Source organism: Mycetocola spongiae (assembly GCF_020424085.1).
GTDB lineage: Bacteria > Actinomycetota > Actinomycetes > Actinomycetales > Microbacteriaceae > Mycetocola > Mycetocola spongiae.
Genome location: NZ_CP080203.1, coordinates 351872 through 377383 on the forward strand (window position 1 = coordinate 351872; position 25512 = coordinate 377383).

Here is a 25512-nt window from a genome sequence, read left to right on the forward strand (position 1 = left end):
ATTGGCCCGTGTGGAGGCAGGTCGAGGGGGCGGGGTTGGCCGTGACGGGGCGGTATTCGGCAGCCATCTCGGGGCGGCAACCGGGTAGACTGCAGTAATGGCAGGACTCATTCGACAAAGCGACATCGACGAGGTGAAGTCACGCACAAATATCGCCGATATCATCGGCGATTACGTCACGTTAAAATCGGCGGGTGTGGGCTCCATGAAGGGCCTTTGCCCCTTCCACGATGAGCGCAGCCCCAGTTTTCACGTGCGCCCCCAGCTGGGCTTTTATCACTGCTTCGGCTGCGGCGAGAGCGGCGATGCCATCTCGTTCCTGCAAAAAATGGACCATGTGAGCTTCACCGATGCGGTGGAGCGTCTGGCGCAGCGCTGCGGTGTCATCCTGCAATATGAGGAGGGTGGCTCGGGCGGCCCGCGCACCGATCACGGTGTGCGCGCGCGGCTGCTCGCGGCCAATCAGGCGGCGGGCGATTTTTTCCGCGCCCAGCTGGGTACACCCGGCGCCGATCCGGGGCGCAAATTTCTGGGGGAGCGCGGCTTTGATGCCGCGGCAGCGGAACATTTTGGTGTGGGCTATGCCCCCAAGAGCTGGGATGCCCTGACCGATGAGCTTAAGGGCCAGGGCTTTAGTACCGAGGAGCTGGTGGCCGCGGGCCTGGTCAGCTCGGGTGATCGTGGGGTTTACGACCGCTTCCGCGGCCGCCTGGTATGGCCCATCCGCGATGTCACCGGCCAGACCATCGGTTTTGGTGCGCGCCGCCTCCTGGAGGACGATAAGGGCCCCAAATATCTGAATACCCCGGAGACAACGGTCTACCGCAAAAACCAGGTGCTTTACGGCCTCGACCTGGCCAAGCGCGATATCTCCCGTAACGGCCAGGTGGTGGTGGTTGAGGGCTATACCGATGTGATGGCCGCGCACCTCGCCGGCATCACCACCGCGGTGGCCACGTGTGGCACGGCATTTGGTGTGGAACATATTAAGGTGATCCGCCGGATCATGGGCGACGATAAGGGCACCGGGGAGGTCATCTTCACGTTTGACCCCGATGCCGCCGGGCAGAAAGCCGCGATGCGCGCGTTTGCCGAGGAGAAGCGTTTCTCCGCGCAAACCTATGTGGCGGTGGCCCCCGATGGCCTCGACCCGTGTGATCTGCGGCTCGCCCGCGGCGATGACGCGGTGCGCCGGCTGATCGATAATAAAGAGCCCATGTTTGAGTTTGTGATTAAGCAGCAGCTCGCGGGTTATGACCTGGAGACGGTGGAGGGTCGCGTGGGCGCCCTGCGCGTCTCGGCCCCCGTGATCGCCGAGATCCGGGATCCCGCGATCCGCCCGGGCTATACCCGGGTATTGGCGCGCCAGCTGGGAATGGATCTGCCCGAGGTGCAGGCAGCGGTCTCCCGGGCGCGCCCGGGGCAGCAGGCGTCCGCGCCGCATACGCTGGTCTTGGAGGGTGCGGAGCCCGAGGAGCGTCCGGTATCGCTCATGGATCTGCCGCGCGATCCGTCCACCCGCCTGGAGCGCGACGCCCTGATGGCGGTCCTGCAGCATCCCGAGGCGGTGGATCGTTCGCTTGTGGAGCGCGCGATGCATACCTCGTTTGTGAATCCCTCGCTGGCCGTGGTGCGCGATGGTATCGCGGCGACGTTTGCGAGTTTTGGGCAGCCGGGCTGGTTCCAGGCGGTGGCCGAGATTGTGCCGGGACCGATCCGTTCGCTGGTGGAGCAGCTGGCCGTGGCCCCGATCCCGCAGCGCAACGGCGATGAGCTCTCCGGCTATGTGGTGGATATCACGGTTTCGCTGATCGATCGCGATCTATTGCGTCGCTCGCATGATCTGCGCGGCAGATTACAGCGCGCCGATCCGCAGGATCGCGACGGCTATCGGGCCGTGCAATCGGAGCTGCTGGAGCTGGAGGCCGAGCGGCGCACGCTGCGCGGCGGATAGCGAAGAAATATTCCCGGGCCCCGAGCGTCGTGCTTCGGGTATGTGGATCGGATGCGGCAGTATTGGCGTTATGACTTCCGCCGCGGTGATCCAGCTTGACGATCTTTCGATCCTGTATCCGCGGCGCCGACATTCTCCCGAATATCGTGCCGTCTCCGGCGTGAGCCTGGAGCTGAACCCGGGGGAGACGCTGGGCATTGCGGGGCCCTCGGGCTCGGGAAAATCCACGCTATTGCGGGTCCTGGCCGGGCGCGAAAACGAGTCAGCACGCTCCGAGGGCCGCGCCCGCGTGGGCGGCGGCCGCGGCCGCGTGCTGGGCCGGGAGCTGCGCGGATTGCGGGGGCGCGCCCGCCGCGAACTGCACTCCGGGATCGGCTGGTTTCCGCAGGATGCGGGCGCGGCCCTGCGTCCCGAGGACACGATTTTTGATGCGCTTGCGGAGCCGCTGCTGGCGCGAGATCGCGATTATGATCGGCGGGAGCTTGCGGCCCGCGTGGCCGTGGTGCTGGACGGTGTGCAGCTTTCGCTGGCCTCGCTGGAGCGCTTTCCCTATGAGCTGAGTAAGGGGGAGCGGCAGCGCGCGGCGCTTGCCCGGGCGATGATCCTGGGCCCGCGCCTGCTGGTGGCGGATGAGCCCACGGTGGGTATTGACGCCACGGTGCGCGGGGTGGTGACCGATATGGTGTTGGCGCTGCGCTCCACGGGGGCTGCCGCGGTGATTGTGACCCATGATGCCGATCTGCTGACCGATGTTTGTGATCGGGTGGCCGTCCTGGAGCGAGGTTCCCTGGTGGGGTTGGCCCCCTATCGGCAGCTTGCCGCGGAATCCCGGCACCCGTTTATCCGGGGGCTATGCCGCGAAATCTAGCGGCCGGATCCGGGGCGAAGTGGAAGAAACGCCCGGAAGCGTCGGCGGATTTTTTTCCGCGCCCCGACCCCTGCTAGAGTGGAGATATTGCAACACCGCCAAGATGTAATCCCCGATAGCTCAATTGGCAGAGCAGCCGGCTGTTAACCGGCAGGTTGTTGGTTCGAGTCCAACTCGGGGAGCTAGGCCCGGAAAGCTCCACCTTTCCGGGCCTTTCACGTTTAACGCCCGTGGTTTTAAGCCGCGACGCGCGGGGGAAACGGCATAATTGTCTCCGGGCCGCGGGCTGTAGTACAGTAATTCCCGTGCCAAGGAATACCGCAGGGTAATCCGAGACGTCATCCCCGATAGCTCAATTGGCAGAGCAGCCGGCTGTTAACCGGCAGGTTGTTGGTTCGAGTCCAACTCGGGGAGCGGTTGCCCCGCGGAGAGATCCGCGGGGCTTATTTTTTTTAACCGTAGGAGTCGGCTGGCCCGCCGACCGGAGCGGTGTTCCGGTTGCGCCACGCGCCCGCGCGAATAGGCCCCGGCGGCGGCAAAGTCAAGCTACCCCCGGGGGAGTACATATCATACGCTATGTATCGCGGGGTGCTAATCCGGTGCCGTCGAGACGTTTTATGCAAGAGCCCTCATCGCGGAAGGCAGTCACATATGATGGGTAATTTTTCCGGCCCCCCGAGCGCCTCGGTGGCTCGAATACTCCCCGAGAAGCGCGGGAGAACGCTCCTGGCCCTCCTGCTGGCCCTTGTGCTCCTGATTCCCGCGGGCGCGGCACTCGGGGGACTCCTGAGTTCCCCCGCCGCGGCAGCCCCCGCCGTGGCCCCATCGATCCCCGCCAGCGGGGATATCACGCTCCCCGCGTGTAACGGCACCACATCCACCTATCGGGGTGTGCTGAATACCCCCGGGGACATCGTTCTGCGCGGGGAGGCCGCCGAGGATCTGCGCGCGGGCCTCGCGGTTTTCCTCTTTGACGCCAAGGGCCAGATAGTTGTTCAGCCGGACGGCAGCTATGAGGGTGTGGGTGCCCGCCTCGCCTATTGTGGCGCCCAGCTAAACCCGGACACGGGATCGGTCACCGTGGACTGGCGCTTCTGCACGGACGAGGGCCTCACGGGCTGTGCCGCGCAGCCGCCCGAGAGCGTCGAGGGCAATACCAAGCTCAGCGAGGAGCAGGAGGAGGCCATCGCGGTCCTGCTGCACGAGGGGGATACCTCCTCGAAGCGCAGCCGCACCCTGCTGCAATTGCAGGTTTGGTGTGTGACCGAATACGGCACGACCTACGATGGTGTGACCATCCAGCCCGGAAACGTGGAGCGCCGCGCGCAGGACTACTTTAATAATAATCTTTTTGCGGGCGGCAATAGCCCCGAAAACGCACGCATCAACGATGCCGAGGCCACGTGTGAGGAGTGGGCAGTTGCGCCCGATAGCCCCACGCTGGAGGTCACCTCCCTCAACTCGCCGCTGACCGCCGGAGAGGTGGCCCGCTTCTCGGTGCTGCCCAATTTCACCGGCGACGTGCGCCTCTCCGCCTCCCGCGGTCTTGCCGTGGCGCTGTGCCCCGGAAACCAAAACCACGTGCAGCTGCGCGGTTCGATCCTGGACTTCAGCCAGCCACGCGCCGCCCTGATCTGTATCACCTCGGACCTGGGCGGAGACATCACCCTGAGCGCCTTTGGTGATGATATTCCCGTCTCGGGGGGCCTCACCTATCTCTGGAATGGCAACCCCGGATGTCAGGTCTTCGCCGATTATGCACTCGGTCGCACCGAGAGCACCTCGGATCGTGCGCGCGCCGCGGTGCGCGTTCCCGCCCCCGGGCTGGAACTGGGGAAGACCTCGGTGCCCGCAAGCGGATCCGATGTGAACCCCGGCACCGTGATCGGCTATACCCTGACCGCCAGCAATACGGGGGAGGTCCTCCTGGAGGACGTGCTCCTGAGTGATAACCTGCGTGGCCTGAACGAGTTTGTGGAATATAACAACGACGCGGCGGCCACGATTAACGGGCAGGACCCGGCCGGCGAGCTGGACATGGACTTCGCCGCGGGCACCGCGACCTGGACGGGTACGCTCGCCCCGGGCGAGACCGTCACGATCACCTATTCGGTCACCGTGGCCGATAACGCGGTGGGGCAGCTCCTGGAAAACCGCGTCTCGGGCAGCGCACATCCCCCGGGATATCCGCCGCTGAACCCGCCCGATCAGGAGACCGAACACCCGGTACCCACCCCCGGATTCTCTCTCTCGAAGGTCTCCAATCCGCCCGAGTACACCACGGTGAGTCCCGGCGATGAGATCGCCTATCTGGTGACCGGCGTGAATACCGGACAGACGGTACTGGACCCCGTGGTCATCACCGATGACCTCTCCGATGTGCTGCCGCATGCCACCTTTATCGAGGGATCCGCCACCGCACGCATCGACGGCCGGCCCGCCGCCGATCCCGAACTCCGCGGCACCCAGCTGGTCTGGGAGGGCGTGCTGGAGGCGGGTGAGACGGTAGTGATCGGGTATAGCGTTCGGGTGAAGCCCGAGGCCGCCGGGGTGACCATCCGAAACGTGGTGACCGGGCAGGGCACCCCGCCCGGGGGCGACCCGATAATCCCGCCCGAGACCGATACCGAACATCCGGTACCCACCCCCGGTTTTGTGACCACCAAGGTGGCCGATCCCGGGAGCGGGGACACGGTGAACCCGGGCGACGTGATCGTCTATACCGTGACCGGCGAAAATACCGGAGAGACCCTCCTGGACCCCGTGAAACTCACGGATGACCTGACCGGCCTGAACGGGCTCGCACGCTATAACGGGGATGCCTTCGCCACGATTAACGGGGTGGACCCCGCCGGAACATTCGGCTTTGATTTTGCCGCGGGGGAGGCCTCCTGGTCGGGGGCACTCGCCGAGGGCGAAACGGTCACGATCACCTATTCGGTCACGGTGCGCGATACGGCCGTGGGACAGACCCTGCGCAACCGCGTCACCGGCGAGGCCACCCCGCCGGGTGCCCCGCCGATTAAGCCGCCGCCCGGGGATACCGAGCATCCGGTACCCACCCCCGGGTTCTCCACGGCCAAGAGCGCGGACCCCGCCTCGGGCACCGAGGTCCACCCCGGGGATAACATCGAATACGCGGTCACGGGTAATAACACCGGAGAGACCGTGCTTGACCCGGTGATTCTGACCGATGATCTCGGCGGGGTACTCGATTTTGCCCGCTATAACGGCGATGTTTTTGCCACCATCAACGGGACCGACCCGGCCGGGGACATCGAGATCGACGCGGATGCGCGTATCGCCACCTGGACCGGTGTTTTGCAGCCGGGCGAAACGGTCACGATCACCTATTCGGTGACCGTCTCCGCGGGGGCGGCGGGCGAGCTCCTGCAGAACCGCCTGACCGGGGCCGCAACACCCCCGGGCGGGGATCCCCTGATCCCTCCGGGCACGGAAACCGAACACCCCGTGCCGACCCCCGGCTTTGAGCTGATCAAGGGATCCGCTCCGGCCAGCGGCAGCACCGTAAAACCCGGAGACGTGATCACCTATACGCTCACGGGCGAGAATACCGGTGAAACGGTACTCGACCCGGTGCTGATCAGCGATGACCTCTCCGGGGTGCTGCCCTATGCCACGCTCGTGGAGGATTCGCCGGCCGCCCGCGTGGACGGCGAGCCCGTGAACGATCCCGAGCTGCGCGAGGAACTCCTGGTCTGGGAGGGCAGCCTCGAGAGCGGGCAGATCGTCGTCATCGAATATCAGGTGCTGGTCCAGGCCTCGGCCGTGGGGCACACCCTGAAAAATGTGGTGCTCGGTGAGGCCACCCCGCCCGGCGGCGAGCCGATCACCCCGCCGGAATCCGGAACCGAGCACCCCGGCCCGCCGCCCGTGGCCGATCCTCCGGTACCGGAAACCGTGGTGCCCCCGCGTCCGCAACCGGGGCTCGGCGAGACCGGCCTCGGCGGGGGCTGGATGGCGGCCCTGCCCGCCGCGCTCCTGGCCATTGCGCTGGGTTACGGCCTCCTGCGCACCGCACGCCGGCGGGATGAGGTATCGGGCTAGCCCCCGGTAAAACCGCGAGGCCCGTCCCGGCGCGGGGGATTTTCTTCGGAAAACCCCCGTGCCGGGACGGGCCTGTGTCGTGCCGGGCGTGAACCCTAGCCGCGGAAGTGCGCGCGCAGCGCCGCGAGCTCCTGCTCACCGAGGCCGTGCGCGAGCAGATACGCCCAGGTGGAGCCATAGTCGCGGCGCACCTGGGCGAGCGTGTCCACGATATATTCGGCGGGGGAGGCGAGCAGGTGATCGCGCATATCCTCGGGGATCAGCACCCCACCAAAATGGGCCTGCACCTCCTCGGCAAAGGGCTGTCCCAGCCGCTGTGCGGACTCGGCATAACTCGCGATCACATCCTCATCGCAGACACCCACCGCGGAGAGCAGCAGCGCGATAAACACCCCGGTGCGGTCCTTGCCCGCGGTGCAGTGCACCAGCACGGTTCCGTCACCCGCGGCGAGAATCTCGCGGATACCCGCCACGATATCCGCGCCGCGGTGCTCGATGATCTCCCGATAGATCGCGGGCAGGCTCGGGAGCGTGCCGGAACCGGCGCCGGGCTCGTGTAGGGGCAGCGAGACCAGCGTGGGCCCAAAGCTCGGATCGGGCGCGGCGGAGGACTCGGCCCGGCCGCGCAGATCGATGATTGTGCACACGCCCTGGGCGAGCAGCGCGTCCCTGCCCGCGGGCTCCAGCGCGTGCAGGCCCGCGGTGCGCAGCAGGGCACCATCGCGCACGGTTCCGCCCTCGGTCAGCCGCAGACCACCGACGCCGCGGGCATTACGCACACCCTGCACCGTGATCCCCGCATGGTCTCCCGTGGCGGGGGCTCCCGTGGAGCCCGCGGCCACGGCGGGCACGGAACCCCGGCGAATGACCTCGCGGAACCAGTGGAACGAGTCCTTGGGGGTGCGCTTCAGCGTGTGGGCATCCACATGGATCAGGCCAAAGCGGTGCGTGAACCCGGCCATCCACTGCAGATTATCGATGCTGGACCACGCGTGATAACCGCGCACCCGCGCGCCATCGGTGATGGCCTGGGCCAGCTCGGCAAGCGCCCAGCCGAGGAAATCGATGCGCTCGCTATCGTGCACAATGCCGTCCTCGCCCGGCAGATCCGCGCCGCCCACCCCGTTCTCGGTGATGATGATATCGGGGTGCTCGGGATAGGTGGCCGCGAGCCAGTCCAGCATGCGCCGGAAACCACCCGGGGTGAGCTGGCGGTGCGCCCCGCCCCAGCGCGCGCCCGGGGTGGGCACCACGGCAAAGCCCAGCGGGGCCGTGGCCCGGGCCAGGCCGAGCATCGCGGCGCCGCGCTCGGGAACACCAAACGCATGGGTGTCCGCGCGCTCGGGGGAGGATGCCGCATACTGCGAATACCAGTTCAGGCCAAATATATCCAGCGGTTGCGCGATGGTCTCCAGGTCGCCCTCGTGGATCGCGTCACCCAGCACCGCGGCAACCTCGGGCAGATGGCCGCGCCCAAAGAGCGGGTCCAGGAAGAGGCGGCTCTCAAAATACTCGGCCCGCTCGGCGGCGCGCAGATCCTCCGGATGCTCGGTCGCGGGCACCACGCCGCCGAGGCTCAGGATGCTGCCGATCTCCCCGGATACGCCCGCGGCGCGCAGCGCCTGTACCGAGCGGCCGTGGGCCAGCAGCAGGTGGTGCGCGGCCAGCAGGCCGCCGCGCACACCCTCCGTGCGATAGGGCGGCAGGCCGCCCGCCAGATAGCCGCCGAGGGTGGGGTTCACGGGCTCGTTGAGCGTATACCACTGCGCCACGCGGTCACCCAGGCGCTCGCCCAGATGCCCGGCATATTCCGCAAAACGGTCGGCAAAATCGCGCGTGAGCATTCCGCCCAGGTCCTCCATCCACTGCGGGGTATCCCAGTGGAATAGGCAGAGCGCGGGGTCGATGCCGCGGGTCAGGAGCGCGTCCACGACCCGGTCATAATGATCCAGCCCGGCGGGGTTGACGGTGCCCGCGGCATCCACCACGATCCGCGGCCAGGACGTGGAAAAACGGTGTGCGGTGCCGCCCAGCTCGCGCAGCAGATCAAAATCCTCCTCGAAGCAGTGATACTGGTCGATCGCGCGATCGCCCGTGCTGCCATCCGGGGTGACCAGCGTGCTGTGCATCGCGGTATCCCAGATCGAGGGGACCTTGCCCTCGGCATCCCAGGCCCCCTCAACCTGATACGCGGAGGTGGCCGATCCCCAGACGAAGCCCTGCGGGAATAGATGAGTCATGATGCTGACCTTTCGGAAACGGAGGGGGACTCGGCGCGCGGCAGGCGGGGTGCCGCCGCGAGGAGTTCCCGGGTATAGGGGTGGTTGGGGTGGGAAATAACGCTCTCGGTGGGGCCGTGCTCCACGATGCGGCCCTCGCTTAACACGCAGACCTCCTCGGAGATCATCCGCACCACCGCGAGGTCATGGGTCACAAAAAGCATGCTCAGGCCGGTATCCTCGCGCAGATCGGCAAAGAGGTTGAGGACGCGCGCCTGCACCGAAACATCCAGCGAGGACACCGGCTCATCACAGAGCAACAGTTGCGGCTCGGCCGCGAGGGCGCGCGCGATGGCCACGCGCTGGGCCTGGCCGCCGGAGAGATTGCCGGGCTTCACCTCGCCAAAACGCACGGGGTCCAGGCCCACCCGGTCGAGCAGCTCGCGTGCAGCCTCGCGCCGCGCGGCCCGCGGCACGCCGCCGCGGATGGCCTGCGGCTCGGCCACAATATCCACGACCCGGCGGTGCGGGTTAAGCGAGGAGATCGGGTCCTGGAAGATCATCTGCACGGGATGCGGGGAGCCGTCCTCGGCGAGGGTGATGCTGCCCGAGCGCGGGGTATGCAGGCCCAGGACGGTGCGGGCGAGGGTGGATTTACCCGAGCCTGACTCGCCCACGAGGCCCACGCAGCCGCCGCGCGGCACCGTGAGGCTCACGCCGTGCAGCACGGTGCGATCGCCATAGCCCACCACCAGATCGCGCACGTCCAGGGCGGGGGTATCGGGGCTCATGACTGGGTTCCTTCCGAGGGGGTGCGCAGGCGGCGCGGGCGCGGCCCGTCCAGGCGCGGGATCGCATCGATCAGCGAGCGGGTATAGGGATGGGCGGGGTGGGTCAGGAGGCGGGCCGCGGGCCCAGCCTCCACCACGCGTCCAGCGCGCATCACGATCAGGTCATCGCAGCGCTCGGCGGCCACACCCAGGTCGTGGGTGATCAGCAGCAGGCTGGCCCCGGTGCGGGCGCGCATTTCGTCGATCAGATCCAGGACGCGCTTTTGCACCGTGACATCCAGCGCGGTGGTGGGTTCATCGCCGATCAGCAGCGCGGGCTCGTTGAGCGTGGCCGCGGCAATCCCGATCCGCTGGCGCTGACCGCCCGAGAGCTCATGCGGGAAGCGGCGCGATTCGCGTTCGGGATCCCGGAAACCCACGGCGGACATTGCCGCGATGGCCCGGGCGCGCAGCCGCGAGCGCGGCGGCGGGTTTTTCCGGAACGTGAGCGATTCGGTGAGCTGCGTGCCCACCCGATAGGTGGGGTTCAGGGAACGCAGCGGGTCCTGATGGATCATGCCCACGCTCTCGCGCAGCACGCGCCGCCGCGCGCGGTCGCCGGCGGAGACCATATCCACGCCCGCGATCAGGGCGCTGCCCGAGACGCGCGCGTCCACGCCCGGGGCGTGCAGGCCCAGCAGCGAGCGGATCAGCATGGATTTTCCGGCGCCGGATTCGCCCACCACGGCGAGGGAGCGGCCCGGGGCCAGGTCAAAGGAGACGTCCTCCACCACGGTGCGTTCGCCCTCGCGGCCGTGGATCACGGTGGCCAGACCACGCACGCTCAGGACGGGGGCGGGAATATTCATCGGCTTGCCTCTCGGAAGTGCTCACCGAGCACGTTGACACACAGGATGGTGGAGCAGATCATCAGCGCGGGAAAAAGCGTGAGCCAGGGCGCGGTGGTGAGTTCGGCGCGGCCCTGCGCGATCAGCGCACCCCAGGAGGGCTCGGGCGGGCGCACACCAAATCCCAGGAAGCTCAGCGCACCCTCCGCCACGATGGCCCCGGCGATCGTGGTCATCAGCACGGGCATCATCATCGGAATCACCCCGGGCAGGACCTCGCGGGTGAGGATCCGCCAGCGGCTCGCGCCGAGGGTGCGGGCCACCAGGACATGGTTTTCGGTGGCGATGGACAGGGTCGCGGCGCGGGCGAGCCGGGCGAAGACCGGAATGGTGAACGCCGAGATGATCAGCGCAATCGTGAGGATCGAGGGCCCGGCGAGGGTCACCACGGTCGAGACGATGATCAGCGAGGGCAGCGCGATGGTGACATCGGTCAGGAAGCCCACGGCCGCCTCCACCACCCCGCGCATCAGGCCCGCGAGCACCCCGAGCAGGATTCCGATCCCGCCGCCGAGGATCACCGTCATCAGCGCCACAAAACCGCTGGCCCCGGCGCCATGCAGCGAGCGGGAGAGAATATCCCGGCCCAGGCTATCGGTGCCAAAGGGATGGGCGAGGCTGGGCGCCTGGTTCAGCGCGGCATAGTCATTGGCCAGCGGGTCGGCCCCCGCCCCGAGCAGCGCGGCGATGGTCGCGAGGGCCAGAAGGATAAGCCAGCCCGAGGCGAGATAGAGGCCGAGTCGGGGGACCCGCGGCCGGGGCCGGCGCGCGGGGGCCGCGGCGAGGGTGAGTTCAGGGGCGGACACGGGCGGTTCTCCGATCGATGAGGGTGAGGCTGATATCGGTCAGGATTCCGGCGATGACCACGATGATGGCGGAGAAAAACACCACTCCCTGGATCAGCGGGAGATCCCGGGAGCCGAGTGCGCCCACCGTGAGGCGGCCGAGGCCGGGCAGGGCAAAGAGCTGCTCCACGAGGAGCGATCCGCCCAGCGCCGTGGCGATCGTGATGCCGAGCATGGCCACAAGCGTGGGGGAGGCGGGGCGCAGGATGCGCCGCCAGAGCAGGTCACGATCGCTCGCGCCGCGCACCAGGGTGGCATAGGCATAGGGAGAGCGCACCGCCTCGATTGCGGAACCGCGCAGCGCCCGGGTATAAACCGCGGCCTCCGCGATCCCGAGGGTCAGCGCGGGCAGGATCATCCGGCGCAGATTTTCCAGCGGGCTCTCCCCGAAGGGCACAAACCCGGTTGCGGGCAGCCAGCCGAGGTTCACGGCGAAGAGATAAATGAGCAGGACACCCACCACAAAGGACGGGATGGCCAGCGTGATGAAGGTGGCACCCGAGACCACGCGGTCAAACGTGCCGTTGACCCGGCGGGCGCTGGCCAGCGCCAGCGGGATGATGATTGCGAGGGCCAGGATCTGGCTCAGCAGCACCAGCTCAAATGTCACGGGGAGGCGCTCGATGATCTCGGTGAGCACGGGCCGCCCCGAGGTAAAGGACGTGCCCCAGTCTCCCGTGAGGATCCCGCGCATCCAGTCGAAGAAGCGCACGGGGAAACTCTGATCCAGGCCCAGCGTGCGGCGCAGTTCCGCGCGCTGGGCCTCGCTGGACTCTGGGCCCAGCAGGATGAGTGCCGGGTCGCCGGGCATCAGGAACGCCAGTTGGCAGGTGAGGGCCGCGATGACGATCAGCACCCCGAGGGAGCGCAGCAGCCGCGGCAACCCGGCGCGGATCACTTCCCGGCCTCGGACCAGCCGATTCCGGCGGGCTGCACGGAGATCAGCGAATAGCCGGCGAGGTCGGGCATGCCCGCCACGCCCGCCTTGGCGATGAAGCCGGCGTTATTGGCGGTGAGCCACAGCGTGGGCAGGGCCGCGGCGAGGTTCTGTGCCACGGTGTCCAGGAGTGCGGCGCGGGCGGCCGGATCGGTCTCGGCGGCGGCCGCATCCAGTGCGGCATCGGTTGCGGGATCGGAATAGCCACCGAAGTTATACGGCGATCCGGTGCGGGCCGTGAGGCGGCCGCCCGAGGCATCGGCATAGATCGAGGTGACAAAATCCACGGCCTGGAAATCGTGGGCACCCAGCATCGACCCAAATTCGGCGGGGTCCACGGGCTTCAGCGTGACGGTCACGCCCACCTCGGCGAGCATATCCTTGAGCACGGTTCCGCGCTGCACGGTCTCGGTGCGGTTATTCACGGTGAGCTCAAATGCGAGGTTGCGGCCCTCCAGGACCTTTTTCGCGGCGTCCACATCATAGGTGGCGTAGCCGATGCTCGGGGCCAGATCGCCCAGCAGCGCATAGGGGTTATCCACGGGGGTGCCCTCGCCGAGGTTGATCACGGTATTCACGGCATCGCGGTCGATGGCCTGGGCGAGCGCCTCGCGCACCTCCAGATCGGCAAAGGCAGGGTCCTGCAGGTTGAGGATGATGGAGCTCATCGCGGCGGGTGCGGCGTGAACGGCGAGCGAGGAGTCATCGCGGGCCTGCTTAAACTGGCTGGTGACCTCGGTCCACATCAGGTCCACGTCACCTGCCTGCAGGCTCTGCAGGCGGGATTCGGCATCGGGCATCATACGGTAGGTGATCGAGTCCAGATAGGCGGGCTCGGAGCCGCCATAGTTTTCGCTGCGGGTCACGGTGAGGGAGTCGCCTCCCACAAACTTCTCCACGCGATAGGCGCCGGCTCCCAGCGGGAAGCCAAAGGCATCCTGGGCGGTGGTGGAGGTGATCATGCCGAGGGCGCGGGCGAACTGGGCGTTAAAATCGGCGTTGGGGCTCTTCAACGTGAGCACGAGCACGGTATCTCCCTGCACGTCCATGCCCTCGATCTGCCCGGTCTGGGCGGCGGCAGCGGATTTGGTGGCGGGATCGTTGAGGCGCTCCAGGTGCAGGCGCACGGAGTCGGCGGTGAGCGGGCTGCCATCGGAGAAGGTCAGGCCCTCGGGCAGCGTGATGGTCCAGACGCTGCCGGCGGCATCGGAGGTCACGGAGGTGGCCAGTCCCGGGACCACGGTGCCGCCCGGGCCGGGCTTAAGCAGCGGCTCGTAGAGCGCATTGGCCACGATAAACAGCGGCTGCTGGGCGAGTGCGCCGGCGGCGGGGTCGAGGCTCGGGACCTCGCGGTCGAGGCCCACCGCGAGGGTGCCGCCCTCGGTCGGGGTCGTCGGTGCGGTCGCGCCGGGCGCCGCCTCTCCTGCGGGGGTGCTACACGCCGAGAGCGTGAGGGCACCGATGACGGCTACGGCGGCGAGGCCGCGTGTGGCCCAATTGCGAGACATGGATCCTCCTGGTTCGTGGCGGCCGTGCGCCGGCCACGTCATGAAAGCTACGGAGCACACATGAATCGTGGCACTAGTGCCACTTTCCTGGAGGTGAACGGATGGACAATAGCCGGTTAAAAAGCGGCCTCCCCCCGGGGGTGGTCATGGGAGGATATGGCAAGACCTAAGGAGAACACACCGGATGAGCACTGCCCCCGACCCGCTGCGGCCCCCCGCGCCGATACCGGAAGCGCCGCGCAGCCGCGAGGATCAGAAGCTGCGCACGGGCGCGCTGATCCGCGCCGCCGCCCTGGACCTCATCGAGGAGGTGGGCTTTGAGCGCGCGTCCATCGACGAGATTGCCGCGCGCGCCGGCGTTGGACGACGCACGTTTTTCCGCTATTTCCCGTGCAAGGAGGCCGTGCTTTTTGAGGGCACCGTACTGCCGGGCATCCCGCAGAATATCGACGCCTGCCTGGCCCGCGGGGAGTCCCCGCTGCACGCGGCATTCTCCTCGCTGCGCGGCAGCATCGCCTATCCCACGCCGCCCACCCAACGCGATGTCAGGCGGCGTCGGCTGCGCCTCTCGCTGCTCTCGGTGCCCTCGGTGAGCGCCTATTACCGCACTGCAATCGCCGAGTTGGCGCGCGAAATCACCGAGACGGTGCGCCGCCATCCGCAACACGCTGCCGTGCCGATGCTCCCCGAAATCACGGGTGGGCTGATCCAGATTGTGCTCCTGGAGCACGTGGACAGCGGCGAGATCGCGCACCTGCGGGTGGATGAGGCGGTCTGGCGGCGGGCGCTGACCGCCGCGCTCGGCTAGCCCGGCAGCGGCGCGGGGTGGGCCCGCCGAGTGCTAGGTATCCAGGCCCTCGGCGGTCTCGGCCCGCGCCAGCTTGAGGACGCCGTAAAACGCGATTGCCCCGGCAAAAACCAGGATAAAAATCGACCAGATCGGGGCGCCCGCCGCCTCCTGCAAGATCGTAATCCCCAGCAGCACGGCCACCGCGGGGTCCACGATGGTGAGCCCGGCGATCACCACGTCCGGCGAATTGCAGGTATGCGAGTACTGCACATAGTAGATCGAGAGCGCCGAGGCGATACTGATGCCCACGATGCACACCACGGTGAGCCAGTTCTCGGAGGCCGAACCCACGTTATGCCCGCGCAGGAGGTCCTCCACGCGCAGGATCACGGTCTTGCCCAGGGTCGCGATAAAGCCCGAGTAGATGCCGCCGAGCAGCACATACATGATCGGGCGCGGGCTGGACTTTTTCCCCGCGATCCAGAGCGCAAGCGAGACGAGCAGCATCGCGGTTAATACGCTCAGGATCGCGATCAGCTGGCCGTCGCCGATGGACTTCTGCTTCCCCACCATCGAGGCAACAACCACGTAGAGAATCACGCCGCCGAGGATGATGATGATCGCGTTTTTGATCTCGGGGGAGAGCTTTTTCTTCGAGATGCGGGTGGTGAAGATCACCGTAAATACCAGGGCCGCGACGCCCAGGGGCTGCACCAGGATCAGCGGCGCGAGCGCGAGGCTGCCCATCTGCAGGATGATCGCGAGCCCAATCAGGACGGTTCCGCCGCGCCAGGTGCGCACCCGGAGGAGTTTCATCACGGGCGAGCCGCCGCCCTTTTCCTCGGCGGCGAGCCGCACCCCGCGGCTCTGCCCCAGGTTTCCGAGGGCAAGAATGGCGGCGGAGAGCAGGGCCAGGAGCACTCCGAGGGCGGGGAGGGAACCAGTAAACACGGGGAGTCCTTTGCGAGTGGATGCCGTTCGGCGCGGGCCGAACGGGGTGGGGGCGGGCTATCCGCCGATAATAGGCGTATGGGCGCCCCGCTGCGGGACGCCCATACGGTATTGCGTTATTTCTTTTTGCCCACCATCTGCTGGACCTTCTTCTGGATGATCTTAAACTCATCCTGCATATTGGCCACGCGCTCCAGCGCGGTCAGGCCGGCCGCGAGTGCGTCCGTGGTCAGCTCGTCCACCGCGGCGAATTTGCGGCTCACGTTGCCGGCGAGGCCACCCTCGAGGGCCAGCTCGCTCACCAGGTCCAGCTTCAGAACCTTGCTGCCCTCGGAGAAGCTCACGTCGTTCAGATCCACCCAGACGATGCCTGGGCGGGTCGTGGACTCAAATACATAGAGCTTATTGGTGAGGTCCAGCACCACCTGCCAGATGGTCTGCGAGGCATCGGGCTTGCCCTCCTCGGGGGTGCGGAACGGCTGGGCCGCGTTGCGGATGATGCTGAACATCGCCGCGATGGCCTCCAGCTGGGTCTTGGGCTGCACCTGGTGGTCCACATAATAGGACGCGCGGGCGAAGCGATCGCTCGCGAGGGTCGAGCCGGGGAGGGGCTTATCGCCGCCCAGGCCCTGGATCTCCTTCACCAGTTCCAGCTGCTTATCGTAGGTGGGGGAGTTGGTCATGACGCGGTAGTCGCGGCTGTGATACACGGTGGGCTTGCCATCGGTATATTCGATGATTGCCGAATCGCCCGAGGCGTCGTTAATCGCGAGGTGCAGCGTGGGAACCAGGTGACCGGTGGGGTCAAATAGCTGCGCAATCTGCACCTGGGTCTTATTGGTCCACTCCACGGCCTCGGCGACGGTGGCGAAGTTATCCAGGTAGTACTGGAGCCAGACGGCCTGGCTCAGCTGCACGTCCGAGGGGGCGGGCTTGCCATAATCGGACTCGGCGAGCCAGAGGATATGTCCCGCGAAGCCCTCCTCGTTCACGCCATCGCAAGCCACCAGGTCAAAGGCGGTGGCGACGATGCTGCCGTATTTTGCGGTCCAGGTGAGGTCTCCGTTCACCCCGTCGGCACGCTCGATGCCGCGCGGGAACTTCCAGAGGTTGGTGAGGAGATCCATGTGGAAATCCATGTTTCTTCCCACAATGACCGATCCATTGGCGTCGGGCCAGACAACTCGTGTACACATGGCGTTACGTCCTTTCGTAGTGAAGCAATTGCGATTGAATGACACTGCTGCGAGGGGCCTGCTGCTCGCCGCCTCGGGTCCGCCCCGCGGTTCTAGGGAGTGACGGTTGTGCGGCGGGGAAGCGCGATCGCGGAGCCGGCAAAAAAGCACAGCGCCCCGATAAACGTTCCCCAGTTGGCCAGGGCGAGGTCCTTGGCCGATCCATCGGGAAGCACAAACGCCCCGATGGCCGAGAATCCAAATGCCAGGCAGCCGATCATATTGATATGGGCCCCCCACCATCCGGAGCTTGAGGGATCCCAGAGCGTGCCCTCGGATCGGAGGAAGGCCACATAGACAAATACGGCGCTGGCCAAAAAGGCCACCGACCCGCCCGCATCGGGTGTCCATACCAGGCGGTCCTCGGCATGCGCCGTCTTGGCGGTGAGCGCCGCGCTGGTGCTCACGTTAAAGAGGATCGTGCCGATGGTTTGGATGGCCGCGGCCAGCCAGACCGCGCGAAACATCTTGCCGGTGCCGTAGCTCACCCGGGTTGTGGCATCACCACTGAGGATGAGCTGCATGAGGCCCGCCGCGGTGAAAAACCAGGCCCCAAAAAAACACAGCAGGTTGGTGATATTGGAGTTATTGCTATCCAGCATCCCGATCAGGGTCCCCACGGCAAACAGGGCCGAGCCGATCATAAACGACCAGCTCTGCTTGCTCAGCGTGGGCACCAGGGCGGGCACTCGCTCGCGATCGGGCGCTGAGCCCGATGCTGCTAGCGGGGAGTTATTCATGCGGGTCTTTCGGTTGGTCTGGGCAAGCGGGTTGCCGGGGTGGGGCGGAGGGGCGCCGGAGCGCGCCCCTCCGCGGCCGCGCGAGCCTAGTGCGCGAAGGTGTGGCGCTTCTTTTCGCGCGGGATCGGGGCGTCCAGGTTTTCCAGGAACTCCACCTCTTCCTTCAGCGCGTCCAGGAGCAGGGCCGCGAGGTCCTGGCTTAGGCCCAGGCGGACCACGATGCGCTGGACCACCATATTGCTGAGGTCATCGGGCATCGGATAGGCCGGGACGAGCCAGCCGCGCATGCGCAGCCGGTCGGCCAGGTCGTAGAGGTCCCAGTTGCGGTGGGCCTTGGTCATCCGCCACGCAAATACGGGGATCGTATCTCCGCGGCTGACCAGCTCAAACGGTGCCATTGCGCCGATTGCGGAGGACAGATAGGTGGCCACATCGATCGAGCCCTGCTGCACCATGCGGTAGCCCTCGCGGCCGAGGCGGAGGAACTGGTAGTACTGCAGGAGGACCTGCGAGCCGGGGCGCGAGAAGTTCAGCGCGAGGGTGGGCATATCGCCACCCAGATAGCTCACGTGGAAGATCAGGCTCTCGGGGCACACGGCCTTGGTGCGCCAGACAACCCAGCCCACACCGGGATAGACCAGGCCGTATTTATGCCCGGAGGTGCTGATCGAGTTCACGCGCTTGACCTTGAAGTCCCACTCCAGATCGGGCTGGCAGAACGGGGCGACCATTCCGCCCGAGGCGCCGTCCACGTGGATCTTCACGTCGAAGCCGGTGGCCTCCTGGATCTCGTCGAGCTTGGCGGCGATCTCCTTGACCGGCTCATAGAGACCGGTATAGGTCTGGCCGAGGATGGCGACCACACCGATGGTGTTTTCGTCCACATAGTTTTCCAGCTCAAAGCCGTCCAGGACCAGGTGGTCCTCGGTCACGGGCACATAGCGCGCCTCGACGTCCCAGTAGTTGCAGAACTTCTCCCAGACCACCTGAACGCCGGCGGAGAGGATGAGGTTGGGCTTTTCGGTGCTCTTGCCCTCGGCGCGGCGACGCTCCTGCCACAGGCGCTTCAGCGCGAGCCCGCCGAGCATACAGGCCTCGGAGGAGCCGATCGTGGAGGTACCGATGGTATCCGCGGGGTCCGGTACGTTCCAGAGATCCGCGATCATCCGCCAGCAGCGATCCTCGATGGTCGCGGTGGCCGGATACTCGTCCTTATCGATCATGTTCTTATCGGCGCTCTCGGCATAGAGCTTCTGCGCGTTATCGTCCATCCAGGTGGAGACAAACGTCGCGAGGTTCAGGCGGGAGTTGCCGTCCAGCATCGCCTCATCGTGCACGATCTGATACGCGGTATCGCCGGACATCATATTCTGCGGGATCGAGAACTTGGGCAGGCTGGTCGCCTCCCCGGGCTGCGCAAAAACGGGAGAGATCTGAAGCTCATCCGAGGACGGCTTCTCTACTGCGTTTCGGTACATTTCAGACATCGTGACTCGTTTCTTTATCGAAGGTACTGACGTGCATTATCGAGGGGTGGACGGGGGAAAATCGGGGCATTAGACCTCCACGGGTGGGTAGAGGCGATCCATGTTGTACTGCCGGTTTCTGCGGGCAGCCCAGGTGGAGACCGCGAGGAACACGGCGGTCAGCCCGGCGATGACGGCGATTGCGATCCAGAGGCGGTAATCGATCCCGCCCATGATCAGCTGCCGCAGGCCGGTCACCGTATAGGTCATCGGGTCATAGGGGTGGATCCACTGGAAGAGCGGGCTGGTGGTGGGCACCGGATAGATTCCCCCGGCGGAGGTCAGCATCACCATCAGGAAGGCCAGCGTGATCACGCGGCCCACCGCCGCCCCAAATAGCGCGTTGAACATCTGGATCATGGCCATAAACATCGCGACCATCAGCCACATAAAGAACAGCGTGGGTATCGGGAACGCGGGTTTCAGCCCGAGGCCAAAATAGATCACGAGGAACAGGATGGTGCCCTGGGTGATCCCCACCGCGAGGGTGGGCATAAAGGAGGCAAAGACCGTGCGCAGCGAGCCCAGACCCTGGGCGAGCGGGCGGGCCTGCAGCGGGGTAAAGAGCATCCAGGCGATGATGCTGCCCACAAATAGTGCCAGCCCGAGGAAGAACGGCGCGAAGCCATAGGCGAAGGTCTTGGCCTCGTTTTCGGTCTTCTCGATCAGCTTCACCGGCTGGGCGAGCGTCTTAATGAAGCTCTCCTGCTGGTCGTTATCCCAGTGCGGGAGCAGCTTCATTCCCTGGGTGACTCCCTCGGCCAGCTGCGAGGTTCCGGCCGCCAGCTTGGGGGTGCCCGCGGCGAGCGTATTGGCCCCGTCGCTGAGCTCCACGAGTCCCGAGCTGAGCGAGTTTGCCCCGCCGCGCAGCTGATCGGAGGCGGCATGGGCGGCGGCCAGATCCTGGACCACCTTGCCGTCCTCGACCGCGCGCATCACCACGTTGATCTGGCTGCTGGGATCGCCCAGCTGGGCGGCGAGCAGCGAGGAATCGGTGCGCACGGCATCCAGCACACCGTTGATCTGCACGATCGCGGGGGTCGAGGCGATGTCATCGCGGATCTTCTGGATGCGGTCGGCCATCGCGCCGTCGCCGGCCTGGCGGATATCGGCGATCACGGCGTCCAGCGCGGCGGCATTGCGGGCCTGGGCGGCGGCGATGTCATTGGAGAGTGTTGCCACCTGATCCACATTGGCCTCGATGCGCTGCGCGGCGGCACGCACCTCGGCCCCGGTGATGCCGGAGCCGGCGATGAGCTTATCGGCATCGCCGATCACGGAGTCCAGACGGGTCGTGATCTCGTTGATTCCCCCGGCGAGGGTGGCAGCGCCGTCCTTTGCGGTCACCAGGTTGGTGGCCAGCAGCTGTGCGCCCTCATCGGCCTGCTGCATACCGGTATTCAGCTGTTCCACTCCCGCAGCGGCGGTCTTGAGCTTGGGGAGGGTGGAGTCGATTCCGGTGATGACGGCCTGGAAGACCTGCTCCCCGACCTGCGCACTCACCTGGTTGATGACCTCCTCGGCGGCGTCCTGACCGATCACGGTGGAAAGGTAGTTATTGGACTCGTCATACGTGAAGATCAGTTCCGCGGAGTGCGGGTTTCCCGTGGCCGCGGAGACCACGGAATCGGAGAAGTTTTTGGGAATGGTGATGGTGAAATCGTATTTTCCATGCGAAAGCCCGGCCGCGGCGTCCTCCTCGGAGGCCTTAATCAGGTTGAGCTGCTTGGACTCGATCAGCCCGCTGACCACCTGATCGCCTGCGTGGAAGTCCTTGCCGTGCATCGAGGCGCCGGTATCCAGGTTCACGATGGCCACGGGAACCTTATCCACATTGCCAAACGGGTTCCAGAATGCCCAGAGATACAGTGCGCCATACATCAGCGGCATCAGCAGGATCACCACAAACGCGAGGCGCGGCATCTTGCCGCGGTAATATCTCTTAAAATCGCTCCCGGGGGAGAATGCGGCAATCACCGATCGGTCCTTCCTGATACCAGCTGCGTGTCGACAAATTCCCGGTTGGTGAGGTTGGGCACATCGATGTACTCGCGCACATCGAGATCGTTCTGCCTTCCGTTCACATCCGCGGTGATGATGGTTTGCTCCCGGCCGAGCACCACGAGGCGTTCAAGAAGCTTCGCGGAGGCCCGAACGCTGGTGAGGTTATCGATCCCGCCCACCACGAGGATCTCGGGGCGGCGGGCATTGGCCGCGGCAATCCGAAATAGGGCCGCGGTCAGCTCGGGCAGTTCCTCCACCATCGAGTTCAGCTCGGGCAGCTCCAGGTCACCAAATACGGGGCGGCAGAGCTCCTCGAGGTGCTCCTGGCGCGCGGGGGCAACCCAGCGATACCAGCGGTCCTGCCAGCGCAGCTGCTCGGTGACGATATCGCGCACCCGGATGGCCTGCGGGATCTCGTCCACCTCGTTGATAAAGCACACATTGGAGCGCTTAAATAGCTCGTGTGGTGCGTTCAGTTCGCCAAATGAAGTCACGCTGCCGGTGGAGGGTTTCATTCTTCCGGCGAGGGTCAGGAGCAGTGCCGTGCGGCCGCGCCCACCCTCGCCCACGAGGACGGTCACGCCGCCGCGCTGCACGGTGAGACTCACGGGGCCATAAATATGACCCCAGGATGCCTCAACATTCACCTCGTCCAGGGCCAGGATGACCTCGTTGCCGTGCTGGATGGGAGGGGAGAGCTCCGCGGTCACGGTATCGGCGGTGGGCTCGGAGGGGGTGTGTTCCGTGCCGGGTGCGGCGATCGGGCTGGTGGTGGCCTCGTGCCGGGGGACATGTGCGGCATGTGTTGTGCCATCCCGCGTTGCGTCGCCGTGCTTACTCATATCGGGTCACTTCCTGCGTTAATCGCGAGAGGGGTCCGGGGATCCGGAGTGGTATGTGATGGTGTGGTTCCGGGGTCGCGCGCGGGCGCGAGCGAGGGGCGGTGACGATCGTGCGTGCGCGGTCACGGCGGGCCGGCTAGGGGCGAGGGGCGGAAAGGGTCAGAGATTCCTGCGCCGGTATCCGGCGCAGGAGGGAAGACCCCATCGGCCACGATGTGCCTGCTGCGTGCATATTTCCCCCCGGGTGTGCACGGGCTATCCCGCTCGTGAAAAACGGGGCGCGCGTGCGTCTTGGTCTCATCATTACGTAATGTCCGGTCAAAAAACAGGCTTGTAAAAATCCCCAATTGGGTCTATATAGCGATAGTTATGTAAGTACCGCCTTTGGGGGGTGGCGGATTGGTGGGCTCGCGTGCAAGCCCGCGATTCCGCGGCCATTTGGGGGGTCCGGTGAATATTTGGCGCCGATATGTGAACAAAACGACTGCTTTGTAAGTAGCTCTAGACCTGGCCGTCGCCGAGCGGTTAGGCTCGGTCTCAACCTCGCCGCGGAGGGGTCGCGGAATTCCGCACGACCGGCGGGGGAGACGATGAATTCTGGGACGGGGCCCGAGAAACGGCCCGTCCGAACAACCAAACGAAGGGGTCAACGTGCGGTATACCAGCGGAAATTATGAGGCATTTGCTCGGCCAAGAAAGCCCGCGGGGGTGGACTCCAAGCGCGCCTGGTTTGTGGGTTCCGGCCTCGCCGCGCTGGCCGGTGCGGCGTTTCTGATTCGTGACGGACATATGGAGGGCTCAAAGATCACGATCTTTGAGCAGCAGGGGCTCCCCGGCGGCGCCCTCGACGGATTGGACATCCCCGAAAAGGGCTTTGTTATCCGCGGCGGCCGCGAAATGGAGAGCAATTTTGAGTGTCTCTGGGACCTCTATCGCTCGATTCCCTCGCTCGAAGAAAAGGGCGCCAGCGTCCTCGATGAGTTCTTCTGGCTTAACCGCGATGACCCCAACTCCACGCTGCGTCGCACCACCAAAAACCAGGGCGAGGACGGCGAAACCAATTTTAAATTTGACCTGAGCAAAAAGGCTCAGCAGGAAATCTCCAATATCTTCACGGCCCTGCCGGAGGATATGGAGGATAAGCGCATCAACGAGGTCTTCTCCAGCGCATTCCTGGACAGCAATTTCTGGCTGTACTGGCGCACCATGTTTGCGTTTGAGGAGTGGCACTCCGCGCTGGAAATGAAGCTCTATCTGCACCGCTTTATCCACCAGATCAAGGGCCTGCCCGATTTCTCCACGCTGAAGTTCACGCGATTTAACCAGTATGAATCGCTGGTCCTGCCGATCGTGACCTGGCTCAACGAACAGGGTGTGAACTTCCAGTACAGCACCGTGGTCACCGATGTGGACTTTGATATCGCTCCGGATGGATCGCGCAAGCAGGCCACCCGCATCCACCTCACCGAAAAGGGCGAGGAGAAGCAGATCGACCTGGACGCGGATGACCTGCTGTTTATGACCATCGGCTCGCTCACCGAGAACTCCAACGACGGCGACCACCACACCCCGGCCACGCTGAATACCGGTCCCGCCCCCGCCTGGGACCTCTGGCGCCGGATCGCCGCCAAGGATGCGTCCTTTGGTAAGCCCGAGGTATTTGGTGGACATATCCCGGAGACCAAATGGGAATCGGCCACCGTCACCACGCTGGATACTCGGATCCCGGAATATATCCAGAAGATCTCGGAGCGCGACCCCTTCAGCGGCAAGATCGTGACCGGTGGAATCGTCACCGTCACGGATTCCAGCTGGCTGATGTCCTGGACGGTGAACCGCCAGCCGCACTTTAAAAAGCAGCCCAAGGACCAGATCGTGGTGTGGGTCTACGGCCTGTTCCCGGAGGCCATCGGCGATTATGTGAAGAAGCCGATGCAGGACTGCACCGGCGAGGAGATCACCCAGGAGTGGCTCTACCACCTCGGTGTTCCCGTGGATCAGATCGCCGATATGGCCGCGACCGGCGCCAAAACGGTGCCCGTGATGATGCCCTATGTCACCGCGTTTTTCATGCCGCGTAAGCATAGCGACCGTCCCGCTGTTGTCCCCGAGGGCTCCGTGAACTTCGCGTTTATCGGCCAGTTCTCGCAGTCGCAGGAGCGCGATTGCATCTTCACCACCGAGTATTCGGTGCGCACCCCGATGGAGGCCGTTTATACCCTCCTTGACGTGGAGCGCGGCGTTCCCGAGGTCTTTAACTCCACCTATGACGTGCGCGCGCTCTTCCACGCGGTCACGGCCATGCGTGACGGCGAGGAATATAAGATCCCGGGCGGCCCGCTCGCGCGTAAATTTGCGCATCACCACATCGAAAATAACGTGGTCGGGCAGCTCATGGAGCACTACGGGCTGGTCGATAAGGGCTAGCCGCCGCGGCACATACCCCGGGCCCCCGCTCGTCACGCGGGGCCCGGGGTATGTGCGTTTGGGGCCGCGCGGGCCGGCGGGATCGATAGACTGGAGACCGGCCGCGGGGCGCAACGATCCGCGGGCCCGAGAGGAACCCGTCTTGAGTGATTATGAAAAGGAACGCACCCGGCGCGCAGCCCGGGTGGCGCGTAAGGCCGTGCGTTATACGCTGATCGGCCTGATCCTGATCGTGGCCGTGGCCACGCTCATCACGCAGCTCAACGGATAGGGGCGCGCCCCCTCGGCCGCGGGGCGGGCGAGGAGGCGCGGGAGCGGAAGCCTAGGCGTCGATATCGTCCACGCCGGGAGTCCAGCTCAGGCCCGGGACACCCCAGCGATATTTTTTGGTCAGGCGTTCGGCTGTTTTCCAATCGCCCGAACCCAGGCGATCCAGGTAGAGGTAGCCGTCGAGGTGGTCGTATTCGTGCTGCAGGATGCGCGCGCGCCATCCCGATACATCCAGCGTGAACGGCTCATTATTCAGGTCCACCGCGCTGAGTACCGCGCGCTCCCCGCGCCGCAGCGGGAAACGCTCACCCGGGAACGATAGGCAACCCTCGGACTCCAGGTCCTCATCGGGTTCACCGGGCTCGGTGGGGGTGATCAGCAGCGTGGGGTTAATGGCCACCCCGCGCCACGGCCCGGTGGCCTCGGAATCATAGCTATAAACAAATAGGCGCAGCCCCACGCCCACCTGCGGTGCGGCCAGGCCCACGCCCGGGGCCGCGTCCATCGTCTCGAACATATCGGCGACGAGGGTGCGCAGGGAGTCATCAAATTCGGTAACCGGGGCCGCGACGGTGTGCAACACCGGCTCGCCCTTAATGCAAATGGGAAGAATAGCCATTCCCTTACCTTATCTTTTCGCGGCACACGGT

Annotated in this window: 19 protein-coding genes and 2 tRNA genes; 8 read left to right on the forward strand and 13 right to left on the reverse strand. The window is 65.7% G+C overall.

Going from position 1 to position 25512, the window contains the following annotated elements; genetic code table 11:
* Positions 1-97: 97 nt before the first annotated feature.
* From dnaG to KXZ72_RS14690, 5 genes are all read left to right on the forward strand, one after another.
* Positions 98-1954, forward strand: coding sequence for a DNA primase (gene dnaG, locus KXZ72_RS01750; protein ID WP_226082030.1), 1857 nt, complete (start codon positions 98-100; stop codon positions 1952-1954).
* A 70-nt stretch (positions 1955-2024) separates the two neighbouring features.
* Positions 2025-2822 carry an ABC transporter ATP-binding protein gene (locus tag KXZ72_RS01755; protein WP_226082031.1) on the forward strand — a complete coding sequence of 266 codons (798 nt, stop codon included), beginning with the start codon at positions 2025-2027 and terminating at the stop codon, positions 2820-2822.
* Positions 2823-2931: 109 nt separating this feature from the next.
* A tRNA-Asn gene (locus KXZ72_RS01760) sits at positions 2932-3004 on the forward strand.
* Positions 3005-3163: 159 nt separating this feature from the next.
* Positions 3164-3236, forward strand: a tRNA-Asn gene (locus KXZ72_RS01765).
* A gap of 273 nt (positions 3237-3509) precedes the next feature.
* Positions 3510-6890, forward strand: a complete 3381-nt coding sequence (locus KXZ72_RS14690) for a DUF7927 domain-containing protein (RefSeq protein WP_264159433.1) — start codon at positions 3510-3512, stop codon at positions 6888-6890.
* A gap of 95 nt (positions 6891-6985) precedes the next feature.
* Here KXZ72_RS14690 and KXZ72_RS01780 read toward each other — a convergent pair whose 3' ends face one another.
* Genes KXZ72_RS01780 through KXZ72_RS01805 form a run of 6 tightly spaced genes read right to left on the reverse strand, consistent with a single transcriptional unit; the run spans position 6986 to position 14077 of the window.
* Positions 6986-9130 (reverse strand): family 1 glycosylhydrolase, encoded by a 2145-nt coding sequence (locus tag KXZ72_RS01780; protein ID WP_226082032.1) that lies wholly within the window; start codon positions 9128-9130, stop codon positions 6986-6988.
* Positions 9127-9900 (reverse strand): ABC transporter ATP-binding protein, encoded by a 774-nt coding sequence (locus KXZ72_RS01785; RefSeq protein WP_226082033.1) that lies wholly within the window; start codon positions 9898-9900, stop codon positions 9127-9129. The genes KXZ72_RS01780 and KXZ72_RS01785 overlap by 4 nt, the downstream gene beginning before the upstream one ends.
* Positions 9897-10748 (reverse strand): ABC transporter ATP-binding protein, encoded by an 852-nt coding sequence (locus tag KXZ72_RS01790; RefSeq protein WP_226082034.1) that lies wholly within the window; start codon positions 10746-10748, stop codon positions 9897-9899. Before KXZ72_RS01790 ends, KXZ72_RS01785 begins: the two co-directional genes overlap by 4 nt.
* Complete coding sequence (locus KXZ72_RS01795; RefSeq protein ID WP_226082035.1) at positions 10745-11593, reverse strand: ABC transporter permease; 849 nt, start codon at positions 11591-11593, stop codon at positions 10745-10747. The genes KXZ72_RS01790 and KXZ72_RS01795 overlap by 4 nt, the downstream gene beginning before the upstream one ends.
* Positions 11580-12530, reverse strand: a complete 951-nt coding sequence (locus KXZ72_RS01800) for an ABC transporter permease (RefSeq protein ID WP_226082036.1) — start codon at positions 12528-12530, stop codon at positions 11580-11582. Before KXZ72_RS01800 ends, KXZ72_RS01795 begins: the two co-directional genes overlap by 14 nt.
* On the reverse strand, positions 12527-14077 hold the full coding sequence (locus KXZ72_RS01805) for an ABC transporter substrate-binding protein (protein WP_226082037.1): 1551 nt from the start codon (positions 14075-14077) through the stop codon (positions 12527-12529). The genes KXZ72_RS01800 and KXZ72_RS01805 overlap by 4 nt, the downstream gene beginning before the upstream one ends.
* Positions 14078-14261: 184 nt before the next feature.
* Between KXZ72_RS01805 and KXZ72_RS01810 the strand changes: the two genes are divergently transcribed.
* Positions 14262-14885 carry a TetR/AcrR family transcriptional regulator gene (locus KXZ72_RS01810; RefSeq protein WP_226082038.1) on the forward strand — a complete coding sequence of 208 codons (624 nt, stop codon included), beginning with the start codon at positions 14262-14264 and terminating at the stop codon, positions 14883-14885.
* A gap of 33 nt (positions 14886-14918) precedes the next feature.
* Here the strand turns inward: KXZ72_RS01810 and KXZ72_RS01815 are convergent, their stop codons facing one another.
* From KXZ72_RS01815 to KXZ72_RS01840, 6 genes are all read right to left on the reverse strand, one after another.
* The gene (locus tag KXZ72_RS01815; protein ID WP_226082039.1) at positions 14919-15818 is read right to left on the reverse strand and encodes a DMT family transporter; all 900 of its coding nucleotides are present in this window, start codon (positions 15816-15818) and stop codon (positions 14919-14921) included.
* A gap of 116 nt (positions 15819-15934) precedes the next feature.
* On the reverse strand, positions 15935-17014 hold the full coding sequence (locus tag KXZ72_RS01820) for a linear amide C-N hydrolase (RefSeq protein WP_226082040.1): 1080 nt from the start codon (positions 17012-17014) through the stop codon (positions 15935-15937).
* 92 nt (positions 17015-17106) lie between these two features.
* A complete protein-coding gene (locus KXZ72_RS01825; RefSeq protein ID WP_226082041.1) occupies positions 17107-17793 on the reverse strand; it encodes a hypothetical protein in 687 nt (228 codons plus the stop codon).
* A gap of 86 nt (positions 17794-17879) precedes the next feature.
* Positions 17880-19280: a glutamate decarboxylase gene (locus KXZ72_RS01830; protein ID WP_226082042.1), complete on the reverse strand. Its 1401-nt coding sequence runs from the start codon at positions 19278-19280 to the stop codon at positions 17880-17882.
* Between the two features lie 69 nt (positions 19281-19349).
* Positions 19350-21296 (reverse strand): YhgE/Pip domain-containing protein, encoded by a 1947-nt coding sequence (locus KXZ72_RS01835; protein WP_226082043.1) that lies wholly within the window; start codon positions 21294-21296, stop codon positions 19350-19352.
* Positions 21293-22165, reverse strand: coding sequence for an ATP-binding cassette domain-containing protein (locus tag KXZ72_RS01840; protein WP_226082044.1), 873 nt, complete (start codon positions 22163-22165; stop codon positions 21293-21295). The genes KXZ72_RS01835 and KXZ72_RS01840 overlap by 4 nt, the downstream gene beginning before the upstream one ends.
* Before the next feature lie 651 nt (positions 22166-22816).
* On the opposite strand from KXZ72_RS01840, the gene KXZ72_RS01845 reads away from it, so the two are divergent.
* On the forward strand, positions 22817-24592 hold the full coding sequence (locus KXZ72_RS01845) for an oleate hydratase (protein ID WP_226082045.1): 1776 nt from the start codon (positions 22817-22819) through the stop codon (positions 24590-24592).
* 142 nt (positions 24593-24734) lie between these two features.
* Complete coding sequence (locus KXZ72_RS14695; RefSeq protein ID WP_264159435.1) at positions 24735-24863, forward strand: hypothetical protein; 129 nt, start codon at positions 24735-24737, stop codon at positions 24861-24863.
* 51 nt (positions 24864-24914) lie between these two features.
* On the opposite strand, the gene def is transcribed toward KXZ72_RS14695, so the two are convergent.
* On the reverse strand, positions 24915-25481 hold the full coding sequence (def, locus tag KXZ72_RS01850; RefSeq protein WP_226082046.1) for a peptide deformylase: 567 nt from the start codon (positions 25479-25481) through the stop codon (positions 24915-24917).
* Positions 25482-25512: the final 31 nt, after the last annotated feature.

Excerpts from the sequence above, each read along its gene's own strand:
- KXZ72_RS01825 (WP_226082041.1), bottom strand. The coding sequence starts at position 17,793 with ATGAATAACTCCCCGCTAGCAGCATCGGGCTCAGCGCCCGATCGCGAG.
- KXZ72_RS01785 (WP_226082033.1), bottom strand. The coding sequence starts at position 9,900 with ATGAGCCCCGATACCCCCGCCCTGGACGTGCGCGATCTGGTGGTGGGC.
- KXZ72_RS01820 (WP_226082040.1), bottom strand. The coding sequence starts at position 17,014 with ATGTGTACACGAGTTGTCTGGCCCGACGCCAATGGATCGGTCATTGTG.
- KXZ72_RS01840 (WP_226082044.1), bottom strand. The coding sequence starts at position 22,165 with ATGAGTAAGCACGGCGACGCAACGCGGGATGGCACAACACATGCCGCA.
- KXZ72_RS01805 (WP_226082037.1), bottom strand. The coding sequence starts at position 14,077 with ATGTCTCGCAATTGGGCCACACGCGGCCTCGCCGCCGTAGCCGTCATC.
- KXZ72_RS01790 (WP_226082034.1), bottom strand. The coding sequence starts at position 10,748 with ATGAATATTCCCGCCCCCGTCCTGAGCGTGCGTGGTCTGGCCACCGTG.
- def (WP_226082046.1), bottom strand. The coding sequence starts at position 25,481 with ATGGCTATTCTTCCCATTTGCATTAAGGGCGAGCCGGTGTTGCACACC.
- KXZ72_RS01810 (WP_226082038.1), top strand. The coding sequence starts at position 14,262 with ATGAGCACTGCCCCCGACCCGCTGCGGCCCCCCGCGCCGATACCGGAA.
- KXZ72_RS01755 (WP_226082031.1), top strand. The coding sequence starts at position 2,025 with ATGACTTCCGCCGCGGTGATCCAGCTTGACGATCTTTCGATCCTGTAT.
- dnaG (WP_226082030.1), top strand. The coding sequence starts at position 98 with ATGGCAGGACTCATTCGACAAAGCGACATCGACGAGGTGAAGTCACGC.
- KXZ72_RS01830 (WP_226082042.1), bottom strand. The coding sequence starts at position 19,280 with ATGTCTGAAATGTACCGAAACGCAGTAGAGAAGCCGTCCTCGGATGAG.
- KXZ72_RS01780 (WP_226082032.1), bottom strand. The coding sequence starts at position 9,130 with ATGACTCATCTATTCCCGCAGGGCTTCGTCTGGGGATCGGCCACCTCC.